This window comes from Anaerotignum sp. MSJ-24, assembly GCF_018918145.1.
GTDB lineage: Bacteria > Bacillota > Clostridia > Lachnospirales > Anaerotignaceae > Metalachnospira.
In genome coordinates, this window is the sequence record NZ_JAHLPX010000005.1 from 1 (window position 1) to 22002 (window position 22002).

Here is a 22002-nt window from a genome sequence, read left to right on the forward strand (position 1 = left end):
CGTCCGCCGCTAAGATATTCAAAAGCAAGCTTCTAAATATCTCCGCTCGACTTGCATGTGTTAAGCACGCCGCCAGCGTTCATCCTGAGCCAGGATCAAACTCTTATGTTAAAATCCTTTGTCAGTTAACTCTGACTTTTTTGTTTCCATTTATTACTTGGTAGTTTATCTCAATCTCAATAAACTCGTTATTGACTTGGGTTTAATTTTTTACCATCAACTGTTCAGTTTTCAAGGATCAATTCTTTTCTTACTCACTGTCTCACCAGACAGCTTATTTATAATACATTATTTTGTTTCTTTTGTCAACACCTTTTTTCGACTTTTTTAAAATCTTTTGTTATCAGCAATTCTTTTAAATCCATCTCTTTCGGTTGACTTCGCCGCTCTCAGCAGCAACGTTTATTTATTATACTCGGTTTATTTGATTTGTCAACACCTTTTTTCATTATTTTTAATTTTTTTCATTCGGTGTATGTTACTGTTGCATTTACATAGGAAATATGCTCCTTCATAACCGTGTATGCTGTTGCATAGTCCCTATCCTTTATTGCTTTTAACAAATCTCCGTGAACCTTTATTACTACATCCATAAAGCCCCATTTTTTGCTGTAAGCATTAAGTCCTGCCTGCTTTACATCTCTTCTTATTGTTCCATAGGCAGCCTGCATAACATTATAAAGCAAATCATTATGTGCCGCCTTAGCCACATTCATATGAAACTCAACATCATAATAAGAAAACTTTTCTATATCATTTTTACATTCGATCATATTATTGTAGGACTCTGTTATTTTTTCTATATCTTCTTTTGTTGCTCTCTTTGCCGCATAGCTTGCATTTTCTGCCTCAAGCATAAAACGAAATTCAAGTATATCCGCCGGCTTTGAGCTTTCAACTATCATATTAAAAGGAGCCGTGTTTATTGTGTCCTCAGATTTATTTATATATGTACCAGATTTTGACCGTACTATAAATCCTGAAAGCGCAAGTGCAGTATATGCTTCTCGCAAAGAGCTTCTTCCAACTCCGAGCAGCTCACTCATAACATTCTCATTCGGAAGCGCCATTCCTGCCGGAAGCTTTCCCATAACTATAAGATCTCTGAATTTTTTAAACAATGAATCAGAAATATTTTTACCGTCATTATTTTTAAGATACTCTATGTTTTCAAGCAATAACTCGTTTATAACAATCGCCTCCCCTTGTCTGACATTTTAACATTATGAAATTTTTGTGTCAATAAATTATTATCTGATTTAGATTTATATTACTGATAGGAATATTTATTTCGATATATGCAAATATTTATCTCGATATTATTTGTCCCAAAAAGGAGGGCTTTAGATAATGAAGGATAATAAAACTTTCAGTACTCTTCAGCGAATAGGCCGTTCATTCATGCTTCCTATCGCTATTCTTCCGGTTGCCGGACTCTTTTTAGGCTTCGGCAGCTCATTTACCAATGCAACAATGATCAACGCATACGGACTCAACTCCATACTCGGAGAAGGAACATTATTAAATTCATTTCTTACAGTCTTAAATGACTGCGGTTCTGTAATTTTCGATAACCTTCCTCTGCTTTTTGCAATCGGCGTTGCAATCGGTATGGCTAAAAATGAAAAAGCAGTTGCGGCACTTGCCGGAGCTATTGCTTTTCTTGTAATGAACTCGGCTATAAGTGCAATGATAGACATTACAGATGCGGCTAACACACTTCCGGATGGCTCGCTTACAGTATCTTTGGGAATAACAACTCTGCAAACCGGTGTATTCGGCGGCATAATCGTAGGTCTCGGAACAGCATATCTGCATAATAAATACTACAAAATAGAGCTTCCTCAGGTATTGTCATTCTTTGGAGGCACAAGATTTGTTCCCATCATATGCTCCGCTGTTTATCTTCTTGTCGGAATACTGCTTTTCTATATATGGCCGACAATACAGCTCGGAATATCCGCAATAGGCAGTCTTGTTCTTCGTTCCGGCTATATCGGAACATTGATATACGGAATAATAGAAAGAGCATTAATTCCATTCGGTCTGCACCATGTTTTCTATATACCGTTCTGGCAAACCAGTGTCGGAGGAACCGCTATCATAGACGGAACGCTTGTCGAAGGTGCTCAGAATATTTATTTTGCCGAGCTTGCGTCACCTTCAACAACAGCCTTCAATATAGAAGCAACAAGATTTATGGCAGGAAAATTTCCTTTTATGATTTTCGGTCTTCCCGGAGCGGCATTAGCCATGTATAAAACAGCTAAACCGGAAAAGAAAAAAGCCGCCGGAGGACTTCTTCTTTCTGCCGCTCTCACGAGCATGATAACAGGTATTACTGAGCCACTTGAATTCACATTTCTTTTTGTTGCCCCGATACTTTATATTGTTCACTGTGTGCTTGCCGGTCTTTCATTTATGCTTATGCACATATTTAAGGTTGGTGTCGGAATGACATTTTCCGGCGGTCTTATAGATATGTTTCTGTTCGGTGTTTTGCAGGGCAACCCAAAGACACATTGGATCCGGATTGTAATAATAGGAATAATTTATTTTATCATATACTATTTTGTATTTTATTTTCTTATCAAGTCCAGAGATCTCAAAACTCCCGGCAGAGAAGAATTATCAGAAGAAACAAAGCTTTATACAAGAGCCGACTACAACAAAAAGGATAATCCAGACAAAAACAAATCCAAAAACTCTGATAATACCGTTTCAGAATTAATCTGCTCAGGCTTGGGCGGAATAAATAATATTTCCGACGTTGACTGCTGTGCCACAAGATTAAGATGTACAGTATATGATTCGGGAAAAATAGATGAATCAATACTTCGTGCCAGCGGAGCTGCCGGAGTTATAAAGAAAGGAAACGGAATACAGATTGTATACGGTCCGAAGGTAACCGTTATAAAATCAAATTTGGACGAATATATAGAGCATAATTCGGATGAAAACATTTCTGAAGTTGAACCGGACAGCAAAAAAACTATCACAATCGGCTGTCCTGTAAACGGCCGTGTTGAAACAATAGACAAAACACCTGATGAAGCATTTTCACAGGGCTTTATGGGCAACGGCGTTGTTATTTTTCCTAAAAACAATATTGTATATGCTCCCGTTGATTCAACAGTAATGAATATATTCCCGACAAAGCATGCCGTTGGTCTTGTAACCGACGAAGGCATAGAAATTCTTATTCATGTCGGAATTGATACTGTAAAGCTTAACGGAGAAGGCTTTGATGTATTTGTAAAGGAAGGTGACAAGCTTAAGCGTGGAGATAAAATACTTGCCTTCAATATGAAATATATAAAGGAAAATGCTGCATCTGATGCAATTCCTATTGTATTCACCGATAACAATGACATCAGATTAATAAACGGAAGTGCTGTTTATAAAGCAAACGAGGATATGCTTGAAATAGAAACCGAATAAAAATATATAAACAAAGCCGATATATCAAATTTGATACATCGGCTTTGTTTAAAAGGATTAGGAAAATTCAAAATATGCTGTAAGCATAAAATTAAAAAAAGGGAGTTATTTATATCAATCAGCATAAGCTGAGGATTTCAAAAATCCGACAGTTTGCGAGGATGCCGGATTTATTTAAAAGGAGCAATATAATCGCTTTATTACCTACTTGCTTGGCTGAGTAATTTAAAAAAATTATATTTTAATGTTAATTAAGCTCCTTATAATAAACTCATTTAATTCTGTTGTCTGATTTCAATTTGAATTATATAACTAAAGAAATTAGATGTCAATATAAAATTGCTATATTTTTTCAAAAATTTTATTAGTTTTAGGTAACTTAATCAGCATTTATCATAAAAAACATACTATAAAATTTAAAGTAACTCTTTTTGAGATAAGACAACAAATTTATTTTTATATATTTACATGTCAGATTTTTTGTTGTAAAATATTTGCAAGGCAATATATATCTGGGGGATAAAAAATGACTGAAGATAAAATATGTGAGTTTCCTTATGAACTCATTATCGGTGATACAAACAAGCTTACTTCTGATTACCTTGTAAAACAATTTAAAAACGCTATTGTTACCGGAGCTCTTTCTTCCGGATGTATGCTTCCAAACGAAAATACTTTGTGCGAAAAGCTTGGTGTCGGAAGAAGCACATTGAGAGAGGCCTTTAAGGTGCTTTCCGTATATGGGCTTATTAAAAGAACAAAGCATGGAACATATGTAAATTCAATAAAGGATTTTAATACTTCATTTCTTATCGATTATAATTTTGAAGAATCCGATACAAATGAGCTTATGGAATTCCGTATTATATTTGAATCCGAAACAGCCTTCATTGCGGCACAAAAGGCAACAACAGAGGATATTATGGAATTAAAAAAGCTTATTATAAAAATGGAAGGCTGTCGTGATAATATTTCCGCTCTTTCTTACTATGATGCTGAATTTCACTCAAGAATAGCTTACAGCACCCATAATAAGCTTATAATGAGCATTATGAAATTAATCTCCGATACCTACTATAAAGGCATAAAACATCAGTTTGAAAAAATCGACCACATCGGTGCATTATCTACATATGATGCCACTATGCAGTTCCATAACAGAATATTTGACAGCATACTTCTCAAAAATTCCGAAGAAGCCTCAAAGGCTATGCGTGAACATTTAAGCTGTGTTATGGACGAACTTGTATAACAAAAAGTCAGTTCTCAATAACGAGGACTGACTTTTCTTTTTTATTCAAATGTTTTTATAAGATTAAATATCTGTGTTACCGTTTTTCTTATATTTTTCTTTGTTGTTTCCTTACCCATTGCCTCTTCAAGCGACATTGCTTTGTCCGTAACGGCAAATATTGCATCTATTCCGGCGGCATTGCAAAGATATGCGTCATCAGCTACACAGCCGGCAATTCCTATAACCTTTGCACCGTATTTTTTCGCTCTTTTTGCCACACCGACGGGTGCTTTTCCCATTGCACTCTGCGAATCTATTCTTCCTTCTCCTGTTATAACAAAATCCGCGTCCGCAAGCACCTTATCTATTCCTATTTCGTCAAGAACTATTTCTATTCCCGGCTTAAGCTCACCGTTGAGATAAGCTCTGAAAGCATAACCGAGTCCGCCTGCCGCACCACTGCCTTCATCATTGGCACAATCAATTCCGAGTTTATTTTTAGTTACTTCGGAAAAGCTTTTCAGTGCATTGTCAAGAAACTCGACTATTTCCGGTGTTGCACCCTTTTGTGGGCCGTATATATATGACGCTCCTCTTTTTCCGCAAAGCGGATTATCTACATCACAGGCTATTCTGAATTTGCAGTTCTTTATTTTCGAATTTACATTGTCTGTATTTATTCCGGTTATATCGGCAACATATTTTCCGCCTGTTTTCACAGAATTGCCGCCTTTATCGTAAAATTCAAAGCCGAGTGCCTGCAACATTCCTACTCCGGCATCATTTGTTGCACTTCCGCCTATACCGACAATAAATTCATTACAGCCATTTTCAACTGCGTTAAGTATAAGCTCACCAACACCGTATGTAGTTGTATAAAGCGGATTTCTTTTTTCAACCGGAGTAATCGGAAGTCCTGCCGCCGCTGCCATCTCGATTACGGCTGTGTTTCCTATAATTCCGTATTCCGCTGTTATTTTATCTCCTGTCGGGCCGGTTACCTCTGCCTTTACAAGCTTTCCGTTCATTCCCGAAACAAGAGTTTTAACCGTACCTTCGCCGCCGTCTGCAAGCGGCATAACAACTACCTCTGCATATTTATAAACCGATAAAACAGCGTCCTTTGCCGCATATCCGGCTTCAAGAGATGATACACTGCCTTTAAATGAATCAATAGCCGTTACTACTTTTATCATATGCTTACTCTCCCTTACAGTTCGATTACCTCTGTATTTTCAATGGCTTCTTCAAGATATTTGTCAAGCGCTGTAAGCTTAGATTCTATTTTTTCGATAATGCTTGTTTTCGGCTTTGTTTCCGGGTGCTTTGCAACAAATATGGTACAGCAGTCCTCATAAGGTCTTATTGAAATATCAAATGTACCTATCTTTCTTGCTATATCGACTATTTCCTGTTTATCAAAGCCGGCAAGCGGTCTTAATATCGGCATTGTCGCAGCGGCACTTATCGCATGAAGTCCCTGCATTGTCTGGCTTGCAACCTGTCCGACGCTGTCGCCTGTTATTACCGCAAGAGCCTCATCTCTTTCTCCGAGAGTACAGGCAACTCTTGTCATTGCACGCTTAAGGAATATGGTAAGCTTATCATGCGGCACATTATCAAGAAGATAAAGCTGTAAATCCGTAAACGGCACAACATAAAGCTTAAAGCCACCTGTAAATACCGAAAGTCTTTCCGCAAGGTCAACAACCTTCTGCTTTGCTCTTTCACTTGTATAAGGCGGAGAATTGAAATAAACTCCTTCCACCTCAACGCCTCTTTTTGCCATCATAAATGCTGCAACAGGGCTGTCTATTCCTCCGGAGAGCATAGCAATGCCTTTTCCCGATGAGCCTACCGGAAGGCCTCCAAATCCTTTTATAAGCTTTGAATAAATATATGCGTCGTTTCTTAACTCCACATTCACCGTCAAATCCGGCTCATGCACATCAACCGTAAGCTGAGGAAATTTTTCGAGTATATATTCTCCGACGGCCGCCGAAACCTCTCTTGAACCGAGTGGATAACGCTTGTCGGAACGCTTTGTTTCCACCTTAAAGGTTTTGTAATCATCAATTCCGATTTCGTTGATATGCTGTTCGCATACTTTTTTGATGTTTTCTATATCCTGTTCGGTCGTCTTTAATGCAGGGCATACTCCGGTAATTCCGAGTATACAGACCACTCTCGGTATTACCTTGTCAAAATCCATTTCTCCGCCTCTGTCCTCAACAATAAGACGTCCCTGTTCTCTTACGACATAGTAATCACCCATATCGTCAAGATTTTTTCTTATGGCATTAACAAGCCTTGTAACAAACAGCTTTCTGTTGTTTCCTCGCATTGCTATTTCGCCGTATCTAACTATAAGAACCTTTTCTTCCATACAATTTACCTCATATATTTTCTGAGAAAAGCTGCCTTTTCCTTTAAAATCTCAATGCACTGTTCAGCCTCTTCAACCGTATTGTATCGGCAAAAGCTGAATCTTATGGCACCTTCGATACGCTTTTCGTCTATTCCGAGAGCCGATAAAACCGTACTTGCTCCTTTTTTCTTGCTGTTGCAGGCACTTCCTGCCGAAACATATATCTCCTTCTCCTCAAGCGAATGAAGAAGCACCTCGCTCCTTAAGCCCTCAAATCCTATATTGAGCACATAAGGACTTCCTTCCTCGATCGACGGGCCGTTTATATATGTCATCGGTATGCTGTTCAATATTCCTTCTGCAAGAGTTTTCTTAACAAGCTTAACATGCTCCACAGCCTTATCCATTTCAGCCATATCTATTTTTACCGCTTCCGCAAGTCCAACAATAGACGGAGTATTTTCCGTTCCGGAACGCAGTCCTCTTTCGTGACCGCCGCCGAATATAATAGGTTTTACCTTAAGTCCTTTTTTCATATAGAAAAAGCCTACGCCCTTAGGACCATGCACCTTATGTCCGCTTACCGAAAGCATATCTATACCCATTTTTTTGACATTGATAGGATATTTTCCGTATGCCTGCACTGCATCTACATGATAAAGCGTATGAGGATTTACGCTTTTTATAGCCTTACTTATTTCTTCGGCATTCTGTATTGTGCCTGTTTCGTTATTTATAAGTATCGTGCTTACAAGAACGGTATCCTCTCTTATTGCCGCCTTAAGCTCATCTATATTTATATAGCCTTTTTCATCAACGCCGAGAATTGTTATGTCCCAGCCGTTTTTTTCAAGCTCACGCATAGGCTGTAAAACCGCCGGATGCTCGATAGCCGTTGTTATCATGTGCTTTCCGCTTCTTATATAGCCCTTTGCCGTTCCAAAAATTGCCCAGTTGTCCGATTCTGTTCCGCCCGATGTAAAATAAATTTCGTCCGGCTCTGCATTTATTGATGCGGCAATTATTTTTCTCGCTTTTATTACCTCGTTTTCGGCATTTACTCCTGCCATGTTCTGTGACGAAGGATTACCGAAATTTTCAAGCAACATATATTTTACCTTATCGGCAACCTCGTCCAAAGCTCTTGTCGTTGCCGCATTATCAAAATAAATCATTTCAATTCTCCTTACATATCAAGATAAAACAGAGTATTGGCAACAGCGGTAAGTCCGGCTGTTTCCGTCCGGAGTATACGTTTTCCCAATGTTACCGGAACAACACCGGAAGAAACCGCTTTTTCTATTTCCTCTGCCGAAAATCCGCCCTCAGGGCCTATAAAAATACCGAGAGTTTTTTTATTTTCAAGCTTTTTGTATTCATCAAGAAAAGCCTTTATTCCTCTGTCCTGCTCCAGCTCATATGGTATCATTGCCATATCCATATCGGCCGCTTTTTTTAAAGCCTCCGAAAAACTTATAACATTGCCTATCTCCGGTATAATTCCTCTTCCGCTCTGCTTTGCCGCAGATTCGGAAATTTTCTGCCAGCGTTCGATTTTTTTCTTTTCCTTCTTTGCGTCAAGCTTAACTATGCAACGCTCCGTATTTACCGGAATTATAGAAAATACTCCGAGCTCTACGCATTTCTGTATAATAAGTTCCATTTTTTCGCCCTTCGGCAGACCTTGGAAAAGCGTTATTTTAACCATTGGCTCGCTTTCCGTAAAAGTGGTTTTCTTTATTTCAAGCTTAATATTATCCTCCGATATTTCGGTTATTTCCGCCTCATAATCATTTCCCGTTCCGTCACAGACCGTAAGCATATCTCCCGGCTTGCTTCTCAGAACTCTTGAAATATGTCCGGCATCATCCCCGTACAGCGTAATAATATTGTCTTTTATGTTATCATTCTCAACAAAAAATCTCGGCATATTTTCACCCGTTATATCTCGAAGCGATTGCTGACCAACCCTTCTTTTTCTTAACCTCAAGCACCTCAAAGCCATGTCCCTTAAGTGCCTCAAGAACGTCATCAAGTCTTTCCACAATAATTCCCGAAGAGATAAATACTCCTCCGTCCTTTATATACTCCGGAATTTTATCTGTAAGAGCAATTATTACATCTGCAACAATGTTTGCCTCAACAACATCATATTTCTTTCCGCTGTATTTTTCGTTTAAATCTTCATCTTCAAGTATATTTCCGCTTACAACATCATAGGTTTCCCTGCCTATGTCGTTCATTCCGGCATTTGTATATGCAATGTCTATGGCATTCGGATCAATATCGACCGCATCTGCATATTTTGCGCTGAGAAGAAGTGAAGCAATGGAAAGTATACCGCTACCACAGCCAATATCGAGGACCATATCGTCCTTCTTAAGATAGTTTTCTATAAGCTCTATACAAAGCTGTGTTGTTTCGTGTGTACCTGTTCCGAATACATGACCCGGATCTATTTTAAGAACAGTCTTGTTTCCGTCGTCGTTATATTCCTCCCATGAAGGACGTATAACAATTTTGTCGCCTACGGCAAAAGGCTTGAAATATTTCTTCCAGTTATTTGCCCAGTCGTCCTCTTTTATGTTTTTAACCGTAATATCAAGGCTTCCGAAATCAATTTCTTTTTCGTTTTCTTTGGCATTTTTGAGCATTTCTTTTACAAGTTCGAAAGTTTCCTTACCGTTCATGTTATCTCTTACGAAGAAGGTAATTCCGTTTTTGGCATTGTGCTTCTGCTCAACAAGCTCGTCCTCGATATAATCCCAATCTCTTGCAGGATTTTCGAGAAACTCTTCAAAATCATCAGTGTCCTCTATCATTACTCCGGTAATTCCGCACTGATATATAATTCCGCTGACAGGTTCAAAACCTTCCTTTGTTGTTTCTATAAAAATTTCAATCCAGTTACATTCGTTTTCAGTCATTTTCATACCTCATTTTTTTAATTATCTCTGATAAAAAATATATTCATTCTGAATTTCTTCAAGCGGTATATCCCTGTTCAACAGTGTCTGGGCTGTTTCATGGTGAATATCCTTTAATCTCAGTATATCCTTTTGTCTTACTGTTTTATTAAGCTCATCTTCTGGAAGTGTAAGCATTTCGTAAACACTTCTCACGACAAAATAATTTCTGCTGTTATCCGCAACTCTGAACTGCGTCCATATGGGAATATACGAAACCTCTGTTATTTCTGTTTTATTATTTTTCTTTTCCAGCTCAATATTCAAAAGAATACTTGCATTTCTCGGCGGCGTTGTCTGCGACGATATAAAATTTCCCATTGAGTACATTACAAAGCCTTTTCTCTGAGAGCCGTCATCATCAGTTATATCAACCATTTCCATAGGCTGTAATATATGCGGGTGACTTGCCACAACAATATCCGCACCGGCATCAAGCATCATATGAGCCCAGTTTTTGAACGTATCACGAACATATTCCTCATATTCGTTTCCCATATGCGGAAGAACAACAATAATATCCGGATTAAGCTCCTTTGCCCTTGAAATATCAGACTTAACAAGCTGTTCGTCAAGTATATTCACAAGCCAGCTTTCCGGCACAGGTATGCCGTTTGTTCCATAGGTATATGACAGAAAAGCAATATTTATTCCGTTCACATTTTTCATGTATATATTGCTACGCATTTCTTCCGAGGCATATGTTCCTATGTGGTCAATACCCTTTTCATCAAGCACCTGAATTGTTCTCAAAGCACCCTTCATTCCTTTATCCATGCAATGGTTATTCGCCGTTGTAACAAGGTCAAAGCCGGCATATTTAACAGCGTCAACAAAGCTGTCCGGTGTATTGAACATAGGATAATCACTTATGCCAACATCTTCTCCGGCAGTTACGGTTTCAAAATTTCCGATTACAAAATCGCTTTTGTCAAAGTATTTTTTCATATCGGTGAAATTGTGCATAAAATCGTATTCACCTGTCTGCGGATTATATGCCTCTTCATACTGATAGCTGTGAACCATCAAATCGCCTGTAAATGTCAGCTCTGCATCATTTACAAATGTACCTATAACTCTTTCCGTATTGCATTTTGCCGGAGCATTTTTAATAGCCTCAACGACTTTTTCTGAATTTATTGTTTTAAATCCGACTGCAAAAAGCACCGCCACCACAAATACCGGCACAAAGCCGTATTTAATTTTTCCTGTACTTCGCCTTTTCCGTTTCATACAAATTATTTCCTTTGCTGTCTATAATAACAACCAACGGTAAATCCTCAACATAAAACCTATGTATAGCCTCTGTTCCGAGGTCTTCATAAGCAACAACCTCAGACTTTTTGATGTGTCCGGCAATAAGAGCTCCGGCTCCGCCTGTCGCTCCGAAATAAACCGCTTTATTTCTCTTCATTGCCTCAATAACCTCTTTTGTTCTTGCACCCTTGCCTATCATTCCTGTTGAACCGTTATCAAGCACAGTCGGTGCATATGCGTCCATTCTTCCGGAGGTAGTAGGTCCTGCCGAGCCTGTAACCTGTCCCGGCTTTGCAGGAGCAGGGCCGACATAATATATAATCTGATCCTTTAAGTCAAAAGGAAATTTGCCTGTTTTTTCAAAGCCTTCCACCATTCTTTTGTGTGCGGCATCTCTGCCTGTATATATTGTTCCGGTAAGGCTTACTATATCTCCGGCTTTAAGCTCTGCGGCTTTTTCCTTTGTAAGCGGTGTAGTTAATTCTATTTTCATAATATCACCTCCGCATGTCTTGTTACATGGCAGCTTATGTTTACCGCTATCGGCATTCCGGCTATATGTGTCGGATATGATTCAACATTAACTCCGAGTACAGTCGTTCTTCCGCCGAGTCCCTGAGGGCCTATTCCGAGATTATTCATTCTTTCAAGCAGCTCTTCTTCCATTTCTCTTAAATGCGGCTTGTCCGAATGTGAGCCTATTGGTCTTAAAAGTGCTTTTTTTGCGAGATATGCCGACATTTCAAAGTTTCCGCCGACTCCTACGCCTACAACCATGGGTGGACATGGATTAGGACCTGCCTCATCAACTGCTCTTACTATTGCATCCTTTGCACCTTCAATTCCGGCAGACGGCTTAAGCATGAATATCTGGCTCATGTTTTCACTTCCGAAGCCCTTAGGTGCAACTGTTATTTTCAATTTATCACCTTCAACAATATCGTAATGTATTATTGCCGGAGTATTGTCCTTTGTATTTTCTCTTATAAACGGATCCTTAACAACAGACTTTCTGAGATAGCCCTCTGTGTATCCCTTTCTTACGCCTTCGTTTATTGCATCCGTAAGCTTTCCGCCGGATATATGAACCTCCTGTCCAAGCTCAACGAATATAACTGCCATTCCGGTATCCTGGCATATTGGCATATTTTCGTTTTTGGCAATATCCGCATTTTCCGTAAGCTGGCATAAAATTTCTTTTCCTATTTCCGATTCTTCCGTTTTTTTAGCATTTTCAAGTGCATTGTAAACATCACTGTTGAGCTTGCAATTTGCGTCTATGCAAAGCTTTGCAACGGCATTTGTTATTTCCGATACATTTATCTCTCTCATTTTTAAATCTCCTGTTATGTATAAAAAGCCCCGTTTTAACGGAGCCTAAAAATATTAAAAAACTAGAACATTTTAAGCGGAAAGGTTCGGAAAACAAAGAGTTTTCCGAGTGGAATCCGCAGACGGAATTCACTTCCGTCGAGGAGAACGACGTGTTTCAAGGCTTTTGATGTTTTTTTCAAAAGCCGATGGAATAGTCGTTCATACATTAATTTAACCAAGTCGAAAACCTGTTTTCGACTTAGGGCGTACACGCCCTATAACGGGGCTTGTATTTTATTCTTCGGTTTCGTCCGTATTTTCTTCGGGAATAGAAAATTCACCTATCACATTTTCCGTTTCGGCCTCTTCCTGCTCCATAATATCGTCCTCCGATATTTTTGCAACACCGGCAACAGTTATTCCTGCACCGAGATTAATCAGCTTAACGCCCTGTGAAATTCTTCCGAAGGTTGAAATTTCTTTTCCTCTGAGTCTTATTATTACACCTTCAGATGTAACAATCATAAGCTCCTCGTTATCTCCGACCTTTATTACTCCCGAAAGCTTTCCTGTCTTATCGGTAATCTGATGTATTTTTACACCCTTACCGCCTCTGTGCTGAACAGAGAAGTTAGCCTCGTCGGTACGTTTTCCATAACCTTTTTCGGTTACGTTGAGAAGCTTATCTCCTTCTCTAACAATGTCGGCAGAAACAACGTAATCATCATCACTGAGAAGAATTGCTCTTACACCTGTTGCCGTTCTTCCCATAGGACGGACCTCTTCTTCATTGAAACATATTCCCATACCGTTTCTTGTTGCAACGATAATATCGTCCTTTCCGTCGGTAACGAATGCCGAAATAAGCTCATCGCCTTCACGGAGATTTACTGCCGTAAGGCCTGCTTTTCTTATATTTGAGAAGCTTTCCATGCTTGTTTTCTTTATTACGCCGCTCTTTGTTATCATAACGAGGTATCTGTCGTCGTTAAATTCCCTGACGGGAACAACAGCGGTTATCTTCTCACCCTGTGATATGTTGAGAAGGTTGACTATTGCAAGACCTCTTGCTGTTCTTCCTGCCTCCGGAACCTCATATCCTTTAATCTTATATACTCGGCCAAAGCTTGTAAAGAACAACAGATAATCATGGGTTGAGCATACAAACAATCTTGTTACTGCGTCCTCTTCCCTTGTCTGCATTCCGATTATTCCTCTTCCGCCTCTGTTCTGGCTCTTGTAGGTTGCAAGAGGTGTTCTCTTGATATAGTTAAGGCTTGTCATTGCAATAACGCTTGCCTCTTCCTCAATAAGATCCTCTATATCAATTTCACCGGGATTCTGTATAATCTGGGTTCTTCTTTCATCATTGAATTTATTTTTGATTTCGATGATTTCGCTCTTTATTACATCAAAAAGCTTATTTTCATCGGCAAGTATTTCCTTGAGTGATTTAATGAGTGCCATAAGCTGTCTGTATTCCTCATCAATCTTTTCATGTTCGAGTCCCTGAAGTCTTTTAAGCTGCATATCAAGAATAGCCTGAGCCTGAACATCTGAAAGACCGAATCTTTCCATCAATCTTTCTTTTGCGTTGTCATAGCTTGTTCTGATAATCTGGATTACCTCGTCGATATTATCAATGGCAATTCTTAAGCCTTCGAGTATATGGGCTCTCTTTTCCGCTTTATCAAGGTCAAATTTTGTTCTTCTTGTTACAACCTCTTCCTGATGCTTTAAATATTCCTCAAGTATTTCCTTGAGGTTAAGTGTTTTTGGCTTTCCGTCCACAAGTGCAATCATAATTGCGCCGTAGCTTTCCTGGAGAGATGTAAATTTATAAAGCTGGTTTAAAATAACATTGGCATTAACGTCTTTTTTAAGCTCAATAATTATTTTTATGTCATCACCGGAGGAAGCGTCATAAAGATCGCTTATTCCTTCGATTTTTTTATCCTTAACAAGCTCTGCAATCTTTTCTATAAGACGGAGCTTATTCACCATATACGGAATTTCCGTAACAACTATTCTTTCTCTTCCGCCGTGCATAGGCTCAATTTCCGTAAGAGAACGGACTATAAGCTTGCCTCGTCCTGTTCTGTACATTGCTCTTATGCCGCTTTTTCCGAGAATTGTTGCACCGGTAGGAAAGTCGGGACCTTTGATGTATTCCATAAGCTCCTCGACATCTGTTTCTTTTCCGGCTTTTTTGTTGTCTATCATGCAGACAATACCGTCCATAACCTCACCGAGATTATGAGGAGGTATATTTGTTGCCATACCAACGGCAATACCGGTTGTACCGTTCAAAAGAATATTGGGTATTCTCGACGGAAGAACAACAGGCTCCTTTTCATTGCCGTCATAGTTTGGTTCAAAATCAACCGTATTCTTTTCAATATCGGCAAGCATTTCCACTGCTATTTTGGACATTCTTGCTTCTGTATATCGGCTTGCGGCTGCGCCGTAGCCGTCGATTGAACCAAAGTTTCCGTGTCCGTCAACAAGCATATATCTCATTGAGAAATTTTGTGCCATACGAACCATTGCCGAATAAATCGAGCTGTCACCATGAGGGTGATATTTACCCATTGTATCGCCGACAATACGGGCAGACTTACGATAGCCCTTATTGGGATCGAGGTTCATCTCATTCATCGCATAAAGAATACGTCTTTGAACAGGCTTAAGTCCGTCACGAACATCAGGCAGAGCTCTGGCAACAATTACGCTCATGGCATAATCTATATAACATTTTTTCATTTCGTCGTTAATATCAACGGAAATGACTTTATCTATCTCATTAAATCCTTCACTCATCTTTTTCTATTCCCTTTCCGAACCATTAGAAATCCATTTCAGCATACTGTGCGTTTTCGGCAATGAACACTCTTCTCGGTTCAACGCTGTCGCCCATAAGCATACTGAATATTTCATCAGCAAGTACAGCGTCCTCAAGCTTAACAACCTTAAGTATTCTGTGCTCTACCGCCATTGTTGTATCTCTGAGCTGGTCAAAGTCCATTTCTCCCAGACCTTTGTATCTCTGTATATCCTTTATGCCTGTTCTTCCTATTTCATCATAGAGCTTTTCAAGCTCTACATCGTCATAAACATAATAGTGCTGTTTGTTCTTCTCCACTCTGTAAAGAGGAGGCTGTGCTATATAAACCTTGCCTTCTTTTATAAGCTCCGGCATATAGCGGTAGAAGAATGTCAAAAGCAGCGTTCTGATATGTGCTCCATCGACATCGGCATCTGTCATAATGACAATTTTATGGTATCTGAGCTTTGATATATCAAAGTCCTCGGAAATACCTGTGCCAAAAGCGGTTATCATGTTTTTGATTTCTTCACTGTTTAATATTCTGTCAAGTCGTGCCTTCTCAACGTTAAGTATTTTACCTCTTAACGGAAGAACCGCCTGTGTTTTGGGATTTCTCGCCTTTATTGCGGAACCGCCGGCTGAATTACCCTCAACTATATAAATTTCGCATTCCGTAGGATCCTTACTTGTGCAGTCAGTAAGCTTTCCGGGAAGCTTTGTGTTTTCAAGTCCTGTTTTTCTTCTTACAAGCTCTCTTGCCTTTCTTGCCGCTTCTCTTGCTCTTGAGGCAATAAGTGCTTTCTCGAATATTGTTTTTCCAACAGAAGGATTTTCCTCAAGGAAATATTCAAGCTTTTCGGAAAGTACAGCTTCAACAGCGGATTTCGCCTCACTGTTTCCGAGCTTTGTTTTTGTCTGTCCTTCAAACTGCGGTTCACTTATCTTTATGTTTATTACGGCTGTAATTCCTTCTCGTATATCGTCACCGGTAAGACCCTTTTCTCCGTCCTTTATAAGTCCGAACTTTCTTCCGTAATCGTTTACGGTTTTTGTAAGACCGGATTTAAAGCCGGCAAGATGAGTACCGCCGTCGATTGTGTTTATATTATTTACAAACGAAAATATTGTTTCGTTATATTCATCGTTATGCTGAAGTGCAACCTCAACAAGCACTCCGTCCTTGCTGCCTTCGGCATAGAATATTTCCGGATAAAGCGGAGTTCTTGTTCTGTTGATGTACTGAACAAACTCCTTTATTCCGCCCTCATAATGGAACGAGAAATTCTTGCCGACATCTTTCTTGACATCATCAGGATCTCTGTCCTTATCCTCTCTGAGGTCCTTTAAATTTATTTTAAGACCTTTTGTAAGAAAAGCAGTTTCACGAAGATGATTTACAAGGGTGCTGCATGAAAAAATAAGAGTTTCAAATATTTCACCGTCCGGCTTGAAATGAACATAAGTACCATGCTCATCGGTATCGCCGATTACCGTAAGAGGCTGTATAACGTCGCCTCTTTTATATTTCTGCTCATATATCTTTCCTTCGGAAAAAACTCTTACATCAAGCCATTCGCTCAGTGCGTTTACAACTGACGCACCTACGCCGTGAAGACCGCCGGAAACCTTATATCCGCTTCCGCCGAATTTTCCTCCGGCATGAAGAATAGTGAACACGACCTGAACAGTCGGTATTCCCTTCTGCGGATGAATTCCTACCGGAATTCCTCGTCCGTTGTCCTTTACCGAAATCGTATTGTCGGGGTGAATAGTAACATCTATTTCACTGCAGAATCCGCCAAGTGCCTCATCAACCGCATTATCAACGATTTCATAAACCAGATGATGAAGTCCTTTCGATGAAGTTGAACCAATATACATACCCGGCCTTTTTCTTACCGCTTCCAGACCTTCCAGTACTTGAATTGAATTTTCATTATATTCTGCAGACATTATTTCTTCTCTCCTCAAAACTACTATTTACGCAATACATAAACCAATGTATTAATTATACCACAAAATGCCTGTTTTAACAAGAAAACAGGCATTTAAATTCTAAAAATCTTTATTGAAAATAAATAAAAAGCATAATACTTATTCTATAAATTTTTATTAATTAATCTTTGTAAATTCTCCGTTTTTAACATTAAAGACAGTGCTTTCTTTAATATATTTACCAACAGTGTCCTCAACTCCGGTACAGGTGATAAATGTTTGAAGTCCTCCTATGTTCTCCATAAGAAAAGACTGTCTGTTTTCGTCCAGCTCACTCAAAACATCATCAAGCAATAAAACAGGCGTTGTTCCGGTTTCTGCCTCTATAAGTTGAATTTCGGCTAATTTAGCGGACAATGACGCCGTTCTCTGCTGTCCCTGCGAGCCGAAAAACTTCGTATCATTTCCGTCTATCATAAATACCATGTCGTCCTTATGCGGTCCGTTTGATGTTGAGCCGAAGATTATATCACGCTCTCGGTTATGGAGCAGCTTATCGGCAAAAGCATTTTTTTCTGCATTCGGTTTATAGCTTACGGAAAGCTTTTCCTTTCCGCTTGTTATGCTGTTGTGTATTTCCGAAGATATATCATTCAGCTTTTCGACAAATTCAGCTCTTTTATCTATTATTTTTTCCGCATAAACAATAAGCTGTTCGTCCCATACGGATATTGTATCTGCAAGCTCTTTATTCTTCTGGACATTTTTCAACAGATTATTTCTTTGCTTAAGCACTTTATGATAATTTTGGAGATCACGGCAATATATATTGCTGAGCTGACAAAGCTCCATATCCATAAAACGCCGTCTTTCGGAAGGACCGCCCTTAACAAGCCGCAAATCCTCCGGAGAAAACATTACAACGTGCAATGTTCCGAAAAAATCCGACATTTTTTTGACCGCAAGGCCGTTTATCGCCATTCCCTTACGGTTATCCTTTTTTACATGGACATCAATACGGTCGTTGGAACACTCTCCGCAAATAAAAGTGCGGATATGAGCCTCATCATATCCGAACTTTACAAGCTGTCCTTCTATATGTGTTTTATGCGACCTTCCGGTCGAGCATATATACACAGCCTCAAGAAGATTTGTCTTTCCCTGTGCATTATCACCATACAGAATATTTATTTTTTTGCCGAAAGAAATCGTCGTATCCTGAATATTTCTGAAATTAAGGAGTGACAAATCTTTTATATACATAAAACCACTCTTTTATAATTATTAATTTTCAAGTATAAATATACGCAAATGTATATTATTCAGCTTCTACCTCAACCGAGCCCATGCCTTCGACCTCTACAACATCGCCCGGATGAATTTTTTTGCCTCTTTCTGTAACAACAACTCCGTTTACCTTGACTATACCGTCGGCAATAAGCATTTTTGCATCTGAACCGTTTCCAACTATTGATGCAAACTTAAGGAGCTGACCGAGTTTTATAAATTCCGTATTTATAGCAACTTTATCCACAACCATTACCTCCGATTATATTCTCAACGGGAGTATAAGATATTTATAGTTATCCTCTTCTCCGTCTGCCGATTTGAAAACACAAGGACTGAGCGGAGTGTTCAAAAGCATATAAATATATTCATCATCGATTACCTTCAATGCATCAATAAGATATTTGGGATTAAAAGCAATCGAAAGCTTATCTCCGTCAACCTCTGCAAATACCTCTTCGTAAGCCGTACTTGTTTCGGCATTCGCGGTAATTATTATATTTTTGCTGTTAATTTCCATCTTAACAGGAATTTTTCTTGAATCTCTCGATATCAAAGAAGCTCTTTCAAGGCAGTCAAGCATTTCAACTCTGTTAATTTTTGCCGAAGTTTTATAATCATTTGTAAATGACTGCTGATATTTTATAAATTCACCCTGAATAAGACGTGAAACAACAATATTTCCGTTAATATCAACCATAATATGGTTATCTGTGAAATAAATTATAGCTTTTTCCTCTTCATCGGCAGAAAGAATTTTGCTTATTTCATTAAGGGATTTTCCCGGAACTATCGCCTTTCTGCTACCTGAAGCAAGTATAAGTTCAGCCTGTTTATAAGAAATTCTGTAACCGTCAACAGACACAAAATCTATTTTGTTATCATCAATTTCTATAAGCTCACCTGTAAGAACCGGCTTTGATTCGTCCATGGAAATCGAAAAAATGGTCTGTCTGATAAGATTTCTGAGATCGTTTTGACCGACAACAAAGCGTACATTTTTCTCAACCGTCGGTATGGGAGGAAAATCTTCGCCGTTCTGTCCCGGCATTTTAAATTCGGAGCGACCGCATTTTATTGTTACGGAATTATTTTCATCTGCTGTTATATAAACAATATCTCCGTTGATTTTTCTTATAATATCCGAGAAAAATCTTGCATCTAAAGCTATACTGCCGGTTTCTTCTATTTCTGATTCAATATTTGCCGATTCAATGGCAAGTTCCATATCATTTGCTGTTAATTTAAAGCTATTTGTATCTGCTGTGAGCAAAAGGCATTCGAGAATGGGCATTGTTGTTTTTCCCGAAACAGCTTTAGAAGTTATGTTTATTGCATTAAGCAATTCATCTCTGCGACAATTTAGTTTCATTGTTGAAAACTCCTTTCTGTGTTTATATATATAAAAATAAATAAACAACTTAGTAGTCATAGTAATAGTGGCTGTTGATATGTGGAAAACGCAATAATTATTGAATTTACAAGGTTTTTAAGTTATTAACAACTATGTAGACAACATTTTTAAACCGAAAAAGTTATCAACATGTTTAACAGCCTAAGCCAAAACCTAAAATTTATCAACAATTAAAAAACGAATATCAACAGGCAATTAACATGGTTATAAACTCTGAAATTATAATTTTTAAAGTTAAAATAATTCCGAAAATCATTTCAAGAAATGATTTTCATAAAATTTACGTCCACGCTTTTTAAAGGGTGGTAGGGTTTGGGGCAAAGCCCCAAGGTTTTAACTATTTTTACTCACCTTTAATTCTGTTTTCAAGCTCAAATATAACCGACTGAAGGTTTTTGTCCTTTTTAAGATTGTCGTCTATCTTATTTATTGCGTGAATTACCGTTGTGTGGTCACGGCCGCCAAAGCTTTCGCCTATTTTAGGCAGTGAAATATCGAGCATTCGTCTTGTAAGGTACATTGCTATCTGTCTTGGATAAGCAATATTGCTGCTTCTCTTTGATCCGGTTATATCTTCCGGTCTTATATTATAGTAGGCAGCGACAACCTCCTGTATTCTGTCGGGCGTAACCTCAATCGCAGCCTGATCGCTGAATATATCCTTTAGTGCGTTTTCCGCAAGGCTTTTCGAGATTTTTTCCTGTGTAAGCTGGGAATATGCAACAACTCTTGTAAGTGCGCCTTCCAGCTCTCGTATATTTGATACGATATTTTTGGCGATATATTCGTATACCTCGTCGTTTACAACAATATTATCGTTTTCGGCTTTTTTCTTGAGAATAGCAATTCTTGTTTCATAATCCGGCGGATTTATGTCCGCTATAAGTCCCCATTCGAATCTTGAACGCAGTCTTTCTTCAAGTGTTTTTATCTCCTTCGGCGGACGATCGCTTGATATGATTATCTGCTTATGAGCGTCATAAAGTGCATTGAATGTATGGAAAAATTCCTCCTGTGTACGCTCTTTTTGAGATATAAACTGAATATCGTCTATCAGAAGAACGTCAATATTTCTGTATTTTCTGCGGAATTCTTCGTTTTTGTCATCTCTGATTGAGTTAATAAGCTCATTTGTAAATTTTTCGCATGAAACATAAAGAACCTTAGCATTCGGATTGTTTTCGAGTATGTAATGTGCTATCGAATGCATAAGATGTGTTTTTCCGAGACCGACTCCTCCATATAAAAAGAATGGATTATATGCCGTTGCCGGAGATTCCGCTACCGCAAGCGCTGCCGCATGAGCCAGTCTGTTGCTGTTTCCGACAACAAAGGTGCTGAAAACATACTTAGGATTAAGATTGCTTTCAAATTCGGATTTTTGTTTTTCGGGTTTGTTAGACTGAGCTTTTTCTTCCGTATTAATATTTTCTGTTTCTGTAATGGCAATTTTATAATTACTGCCCATAAGATGCTTTATTGTGTTTTCAATCAAATTATAATATTTTGTTTCTACTGTGTTTTTTATAAACGAATCATCTATTTTTAATATTACGGTTGAATTGCTTACAGCTATCGGCTTTATCGGAACAATCCAAGTTTCAAATGATACCGGGGCAATTTCCTGTCTGAGTATTTCCAGGGATTTTTGCCATAGTTCTGTTAAGTCCATTAAATGACCTCCTATAAATATGTGAATAGTGAAAAAAGTTATCAACAGGCTGTTAATATTTTTGTTGATAAAAATAAAATCAAAAACATCCGGTCATTAAATATTAACAGTATGTTAATTTCATTTATCACAACTATAAACAGCGTAAAAATGTTGGATAATTTAATAAATTTTTGAGTTTTACAAAAGTTATACACAGAGTTATCAACAAATTGTTGATAACTTCTGATGATAAATTTATATTGTGAATATCTTCATAAACAATACGATGTTCAAAATGTGTATTA

17 protein-coding genes and 1 rRNA gene are annotated in these 22002 nt (G+C 38.5%); 2 read left to right on the forward strand and 16 right to left on the reverse strand.

The genetic code is table 11. From position 1 onward, the window contains the following. Positions 1-111, reverse strand: a 16S ribosomal RNA gene (locus tag KQI66_RS04385); the annotation flags it as partial. Between the two features lie 353 nt (positions 112-464). After that, positions 465-1178, reverse strand: coding sequence for a FadR/GntR family transcriptional regulator (locus KQI66_RS04390; protein WP_216427472.1), 714 nt, complete (start codon positions 1176-1178; stop codon positions 465-467). Between the two features lie 172 nt (positions 1179-1350). On the opposite strand from KQI66_RS04390, the gene KQI66_RS04395 reads away from it, so the two are divergent. Continuing rightward, complete coding sequence (locus KQI66_RS04395; RefSeq protein WP_216427473.1) at positions 1351-3441, forward strand: PTS transporter subunit IIABC; 2091 nt, start codon at positions 1351-1353, stop codon at positions 3439-3441. 526 nt (positions 3442-3967) lie between these two features. Beyond that, positions 3968-4693, forward strand: a complete 726-nt coding sequence (locus KQI66_RS04400; protein WP_216427474.1) for a FadR/GntR family transcriptional regulator — start codon at positions 3968-3970, stop codon at positions 4691-4693. A gap of 41 nt (positions 4694-4734) precedes the next feature. Here KQI66_RS04400 and KQI66_RS04405 read toward each other — a convergent pair whose 3' ends face one another. The 14 genes from KQI66_RS04405 to dnaA all read right to left on the reverse strand — a co-directional run bounded on the left by KQI66_RS04405 (position 4735) and on the right by dnaA (position 21715). Further along, positions 4735-5868: a glycerate kinase family protein gene (locus tag KQI66_RS04405; protein WP_216427804.1), complete on the reverse strand. Its 1134-nt coding sequence runs from the start codon at positions 5866-5868 to the stop codon at positions 4735-4737. A 17-nt stretch (positions 5869-5885) separates the two neighbouring features. Then, positions 5886-7061 (reverse strand): tRNA uracil 4-sulfurtransferase ThiI, encoded by a 1176-nt coding sequence (gene thiI / locus KQI66_RS04410; protein ID WP_216427475.1) that lies wholly within the window; start codon positions 7059-7061, stop codon positions 5886-5888. A gap of 5 nt (positions 7062-7066) precedes the next feature. Next, on the reverse strand, positions 7067-8218 hold the full coding sequence (locus tag KQI66_RS04415; RefSeq protein WP_216427476.1) for a cysteine desulfurase family protein: 1152 nt from the start codon (positions 8216-8218) through the stop codon (positions 7067-7069). 11 nt (positions 8219-8229) lie between these two features. After that, a complete protein-coding gene (locus KQI66_RS04420; RefSeq protein ID WP_216427477.1) occupies positions 8230-8973 on the reverse strand; it encodes a 16S rRNA (uracil(1498)-N(3))-methyltransferase in 744 nt (247 codons plus the stop codon). 4 nt (positions 8974-8977) lie between these two features. Further along, positions 8978-9970 carry a 50S ribosomal protein L11 methyltransferase gene (gene prmA / locus KQI66_RS04425; RefSeq protein ID WP_216427478.1) on the reverse strand — a complete coding sequence of 331 codons (993 nt, stop codon included), beginning with the start codon at positions 9968-9970 and terminating at the stop codon, positions 8978-8980. Between the two features lie 21 nt (positions 9971-9991). Continuing rightward, positions 9992-11242 carry a CapA family protein gene (locus tag KQI66_RS04430; protein WP_216427479.1) on the reverse strand — a complete coding sequence of 417 codons (1251 nt, stop codon included), beginning with the start codon at positions 11240-11242 and terminating at the stop codon, positions 9992-9994. Beyond that, complete coding sequence (locus KQI66_RS04435) at positions 11208-11759, reverse strand: Fe-S-containing hydro-lyase (protein WP_216427480.1); 552 nt, start codon at positions 11757-11759, stop codon at positions 11208-11210. Before KQI66_RS04435 ends, KQI66_RS04430 begins: the two co-directional genes overlap by 35 nt. Next, on the reverse strand, positions 11756-12598 hold the full coding sequence (locus tag KQI66_RS04440) for a fumarate hydratase (protein ID WP_216427481.1): 843 nt from the start codon (positions 12596-12598) through the stop codon (positions 11756-11758). The genes KQI66_RS04435 and KQI66_RS04440 overlap by 4 nt, the downstream gene beginning before the upstream one ends. Positions 12599-12874: 276 nt before the next feature. Further along, positions 12875-15400 (reverse strand): DNA gyrase subunit A, encoded by a 2526-nt coding sequence (gene gyrA / locus KQI66_RS04445; protein ID WP_216427482.1) that lies wholly within the window; start codon positions 15398-15400, stop codon positions 12875-12877. A gap of 25 nt (positions 15401-15425) precedes the next feature. Continuing rightward, entirely contained in the window at positions 15426-17360 is a 1935-nt protein-coding gene (gene gyrB / locus KQI66_RS04450) for a DNA topoisomerase (ATP-hydrolyzing) subunit B (RefSeq protein ID WP_216427483.1), read from the reverse strand. 159 nt (positions 17361-17519) lie between these two features. Continuing rightward, positions 17520-18605: a DNA replication/repair protein RecF gene (gene recF, locus KQI66_RS04455; protein WP_216427484.1), complete on the reverse strand. Its 1086-nt coding sequence runs from the start codon at positions 18603-18605 to the stop codon at positions 17520-17522. Between the two features lie 55 nt (positions 18606-18660). After that, the gene (locus tag KQI66_RS04460) at positions 18661-18876 is read right to left on the reverse strand and encodes an RNA-binding S4 domain-containing protein (RefSeq protein WP_216427485.1); all 216 of its coding nucleotides are present in this window, start codon (positions 18874-18876) and stop codon (positions 18661-18663) included. 15 nt (positions 18877-18891) lie between these two features. Continuing rightward, positions 18892-20001, reverse strand: a complete 1110-nt coding sequence (gene dnaN, locus KQI66_RS04465) for a DNA polymerase III subunit beta (protein WP_216427486.1) — start codon at positions 19999-20001, stop codon at positions 18892-18894. Between the two features lie 385 nt (positions 20002-20386). Continuing rightward, positions 20387-21715: a chromosomal replication initiator protein DnaA gene (gene dnaA / locus KQI66_RS04470; protein ID WP_216427487.1), complete on the reverse strand. Its 1329-nt coding sequence runs from the start codon at positions 21713-21715 to the stop codon at positions 20387-20389. Positions 21716-22002 lie beyond the last annotated feature (287 nt).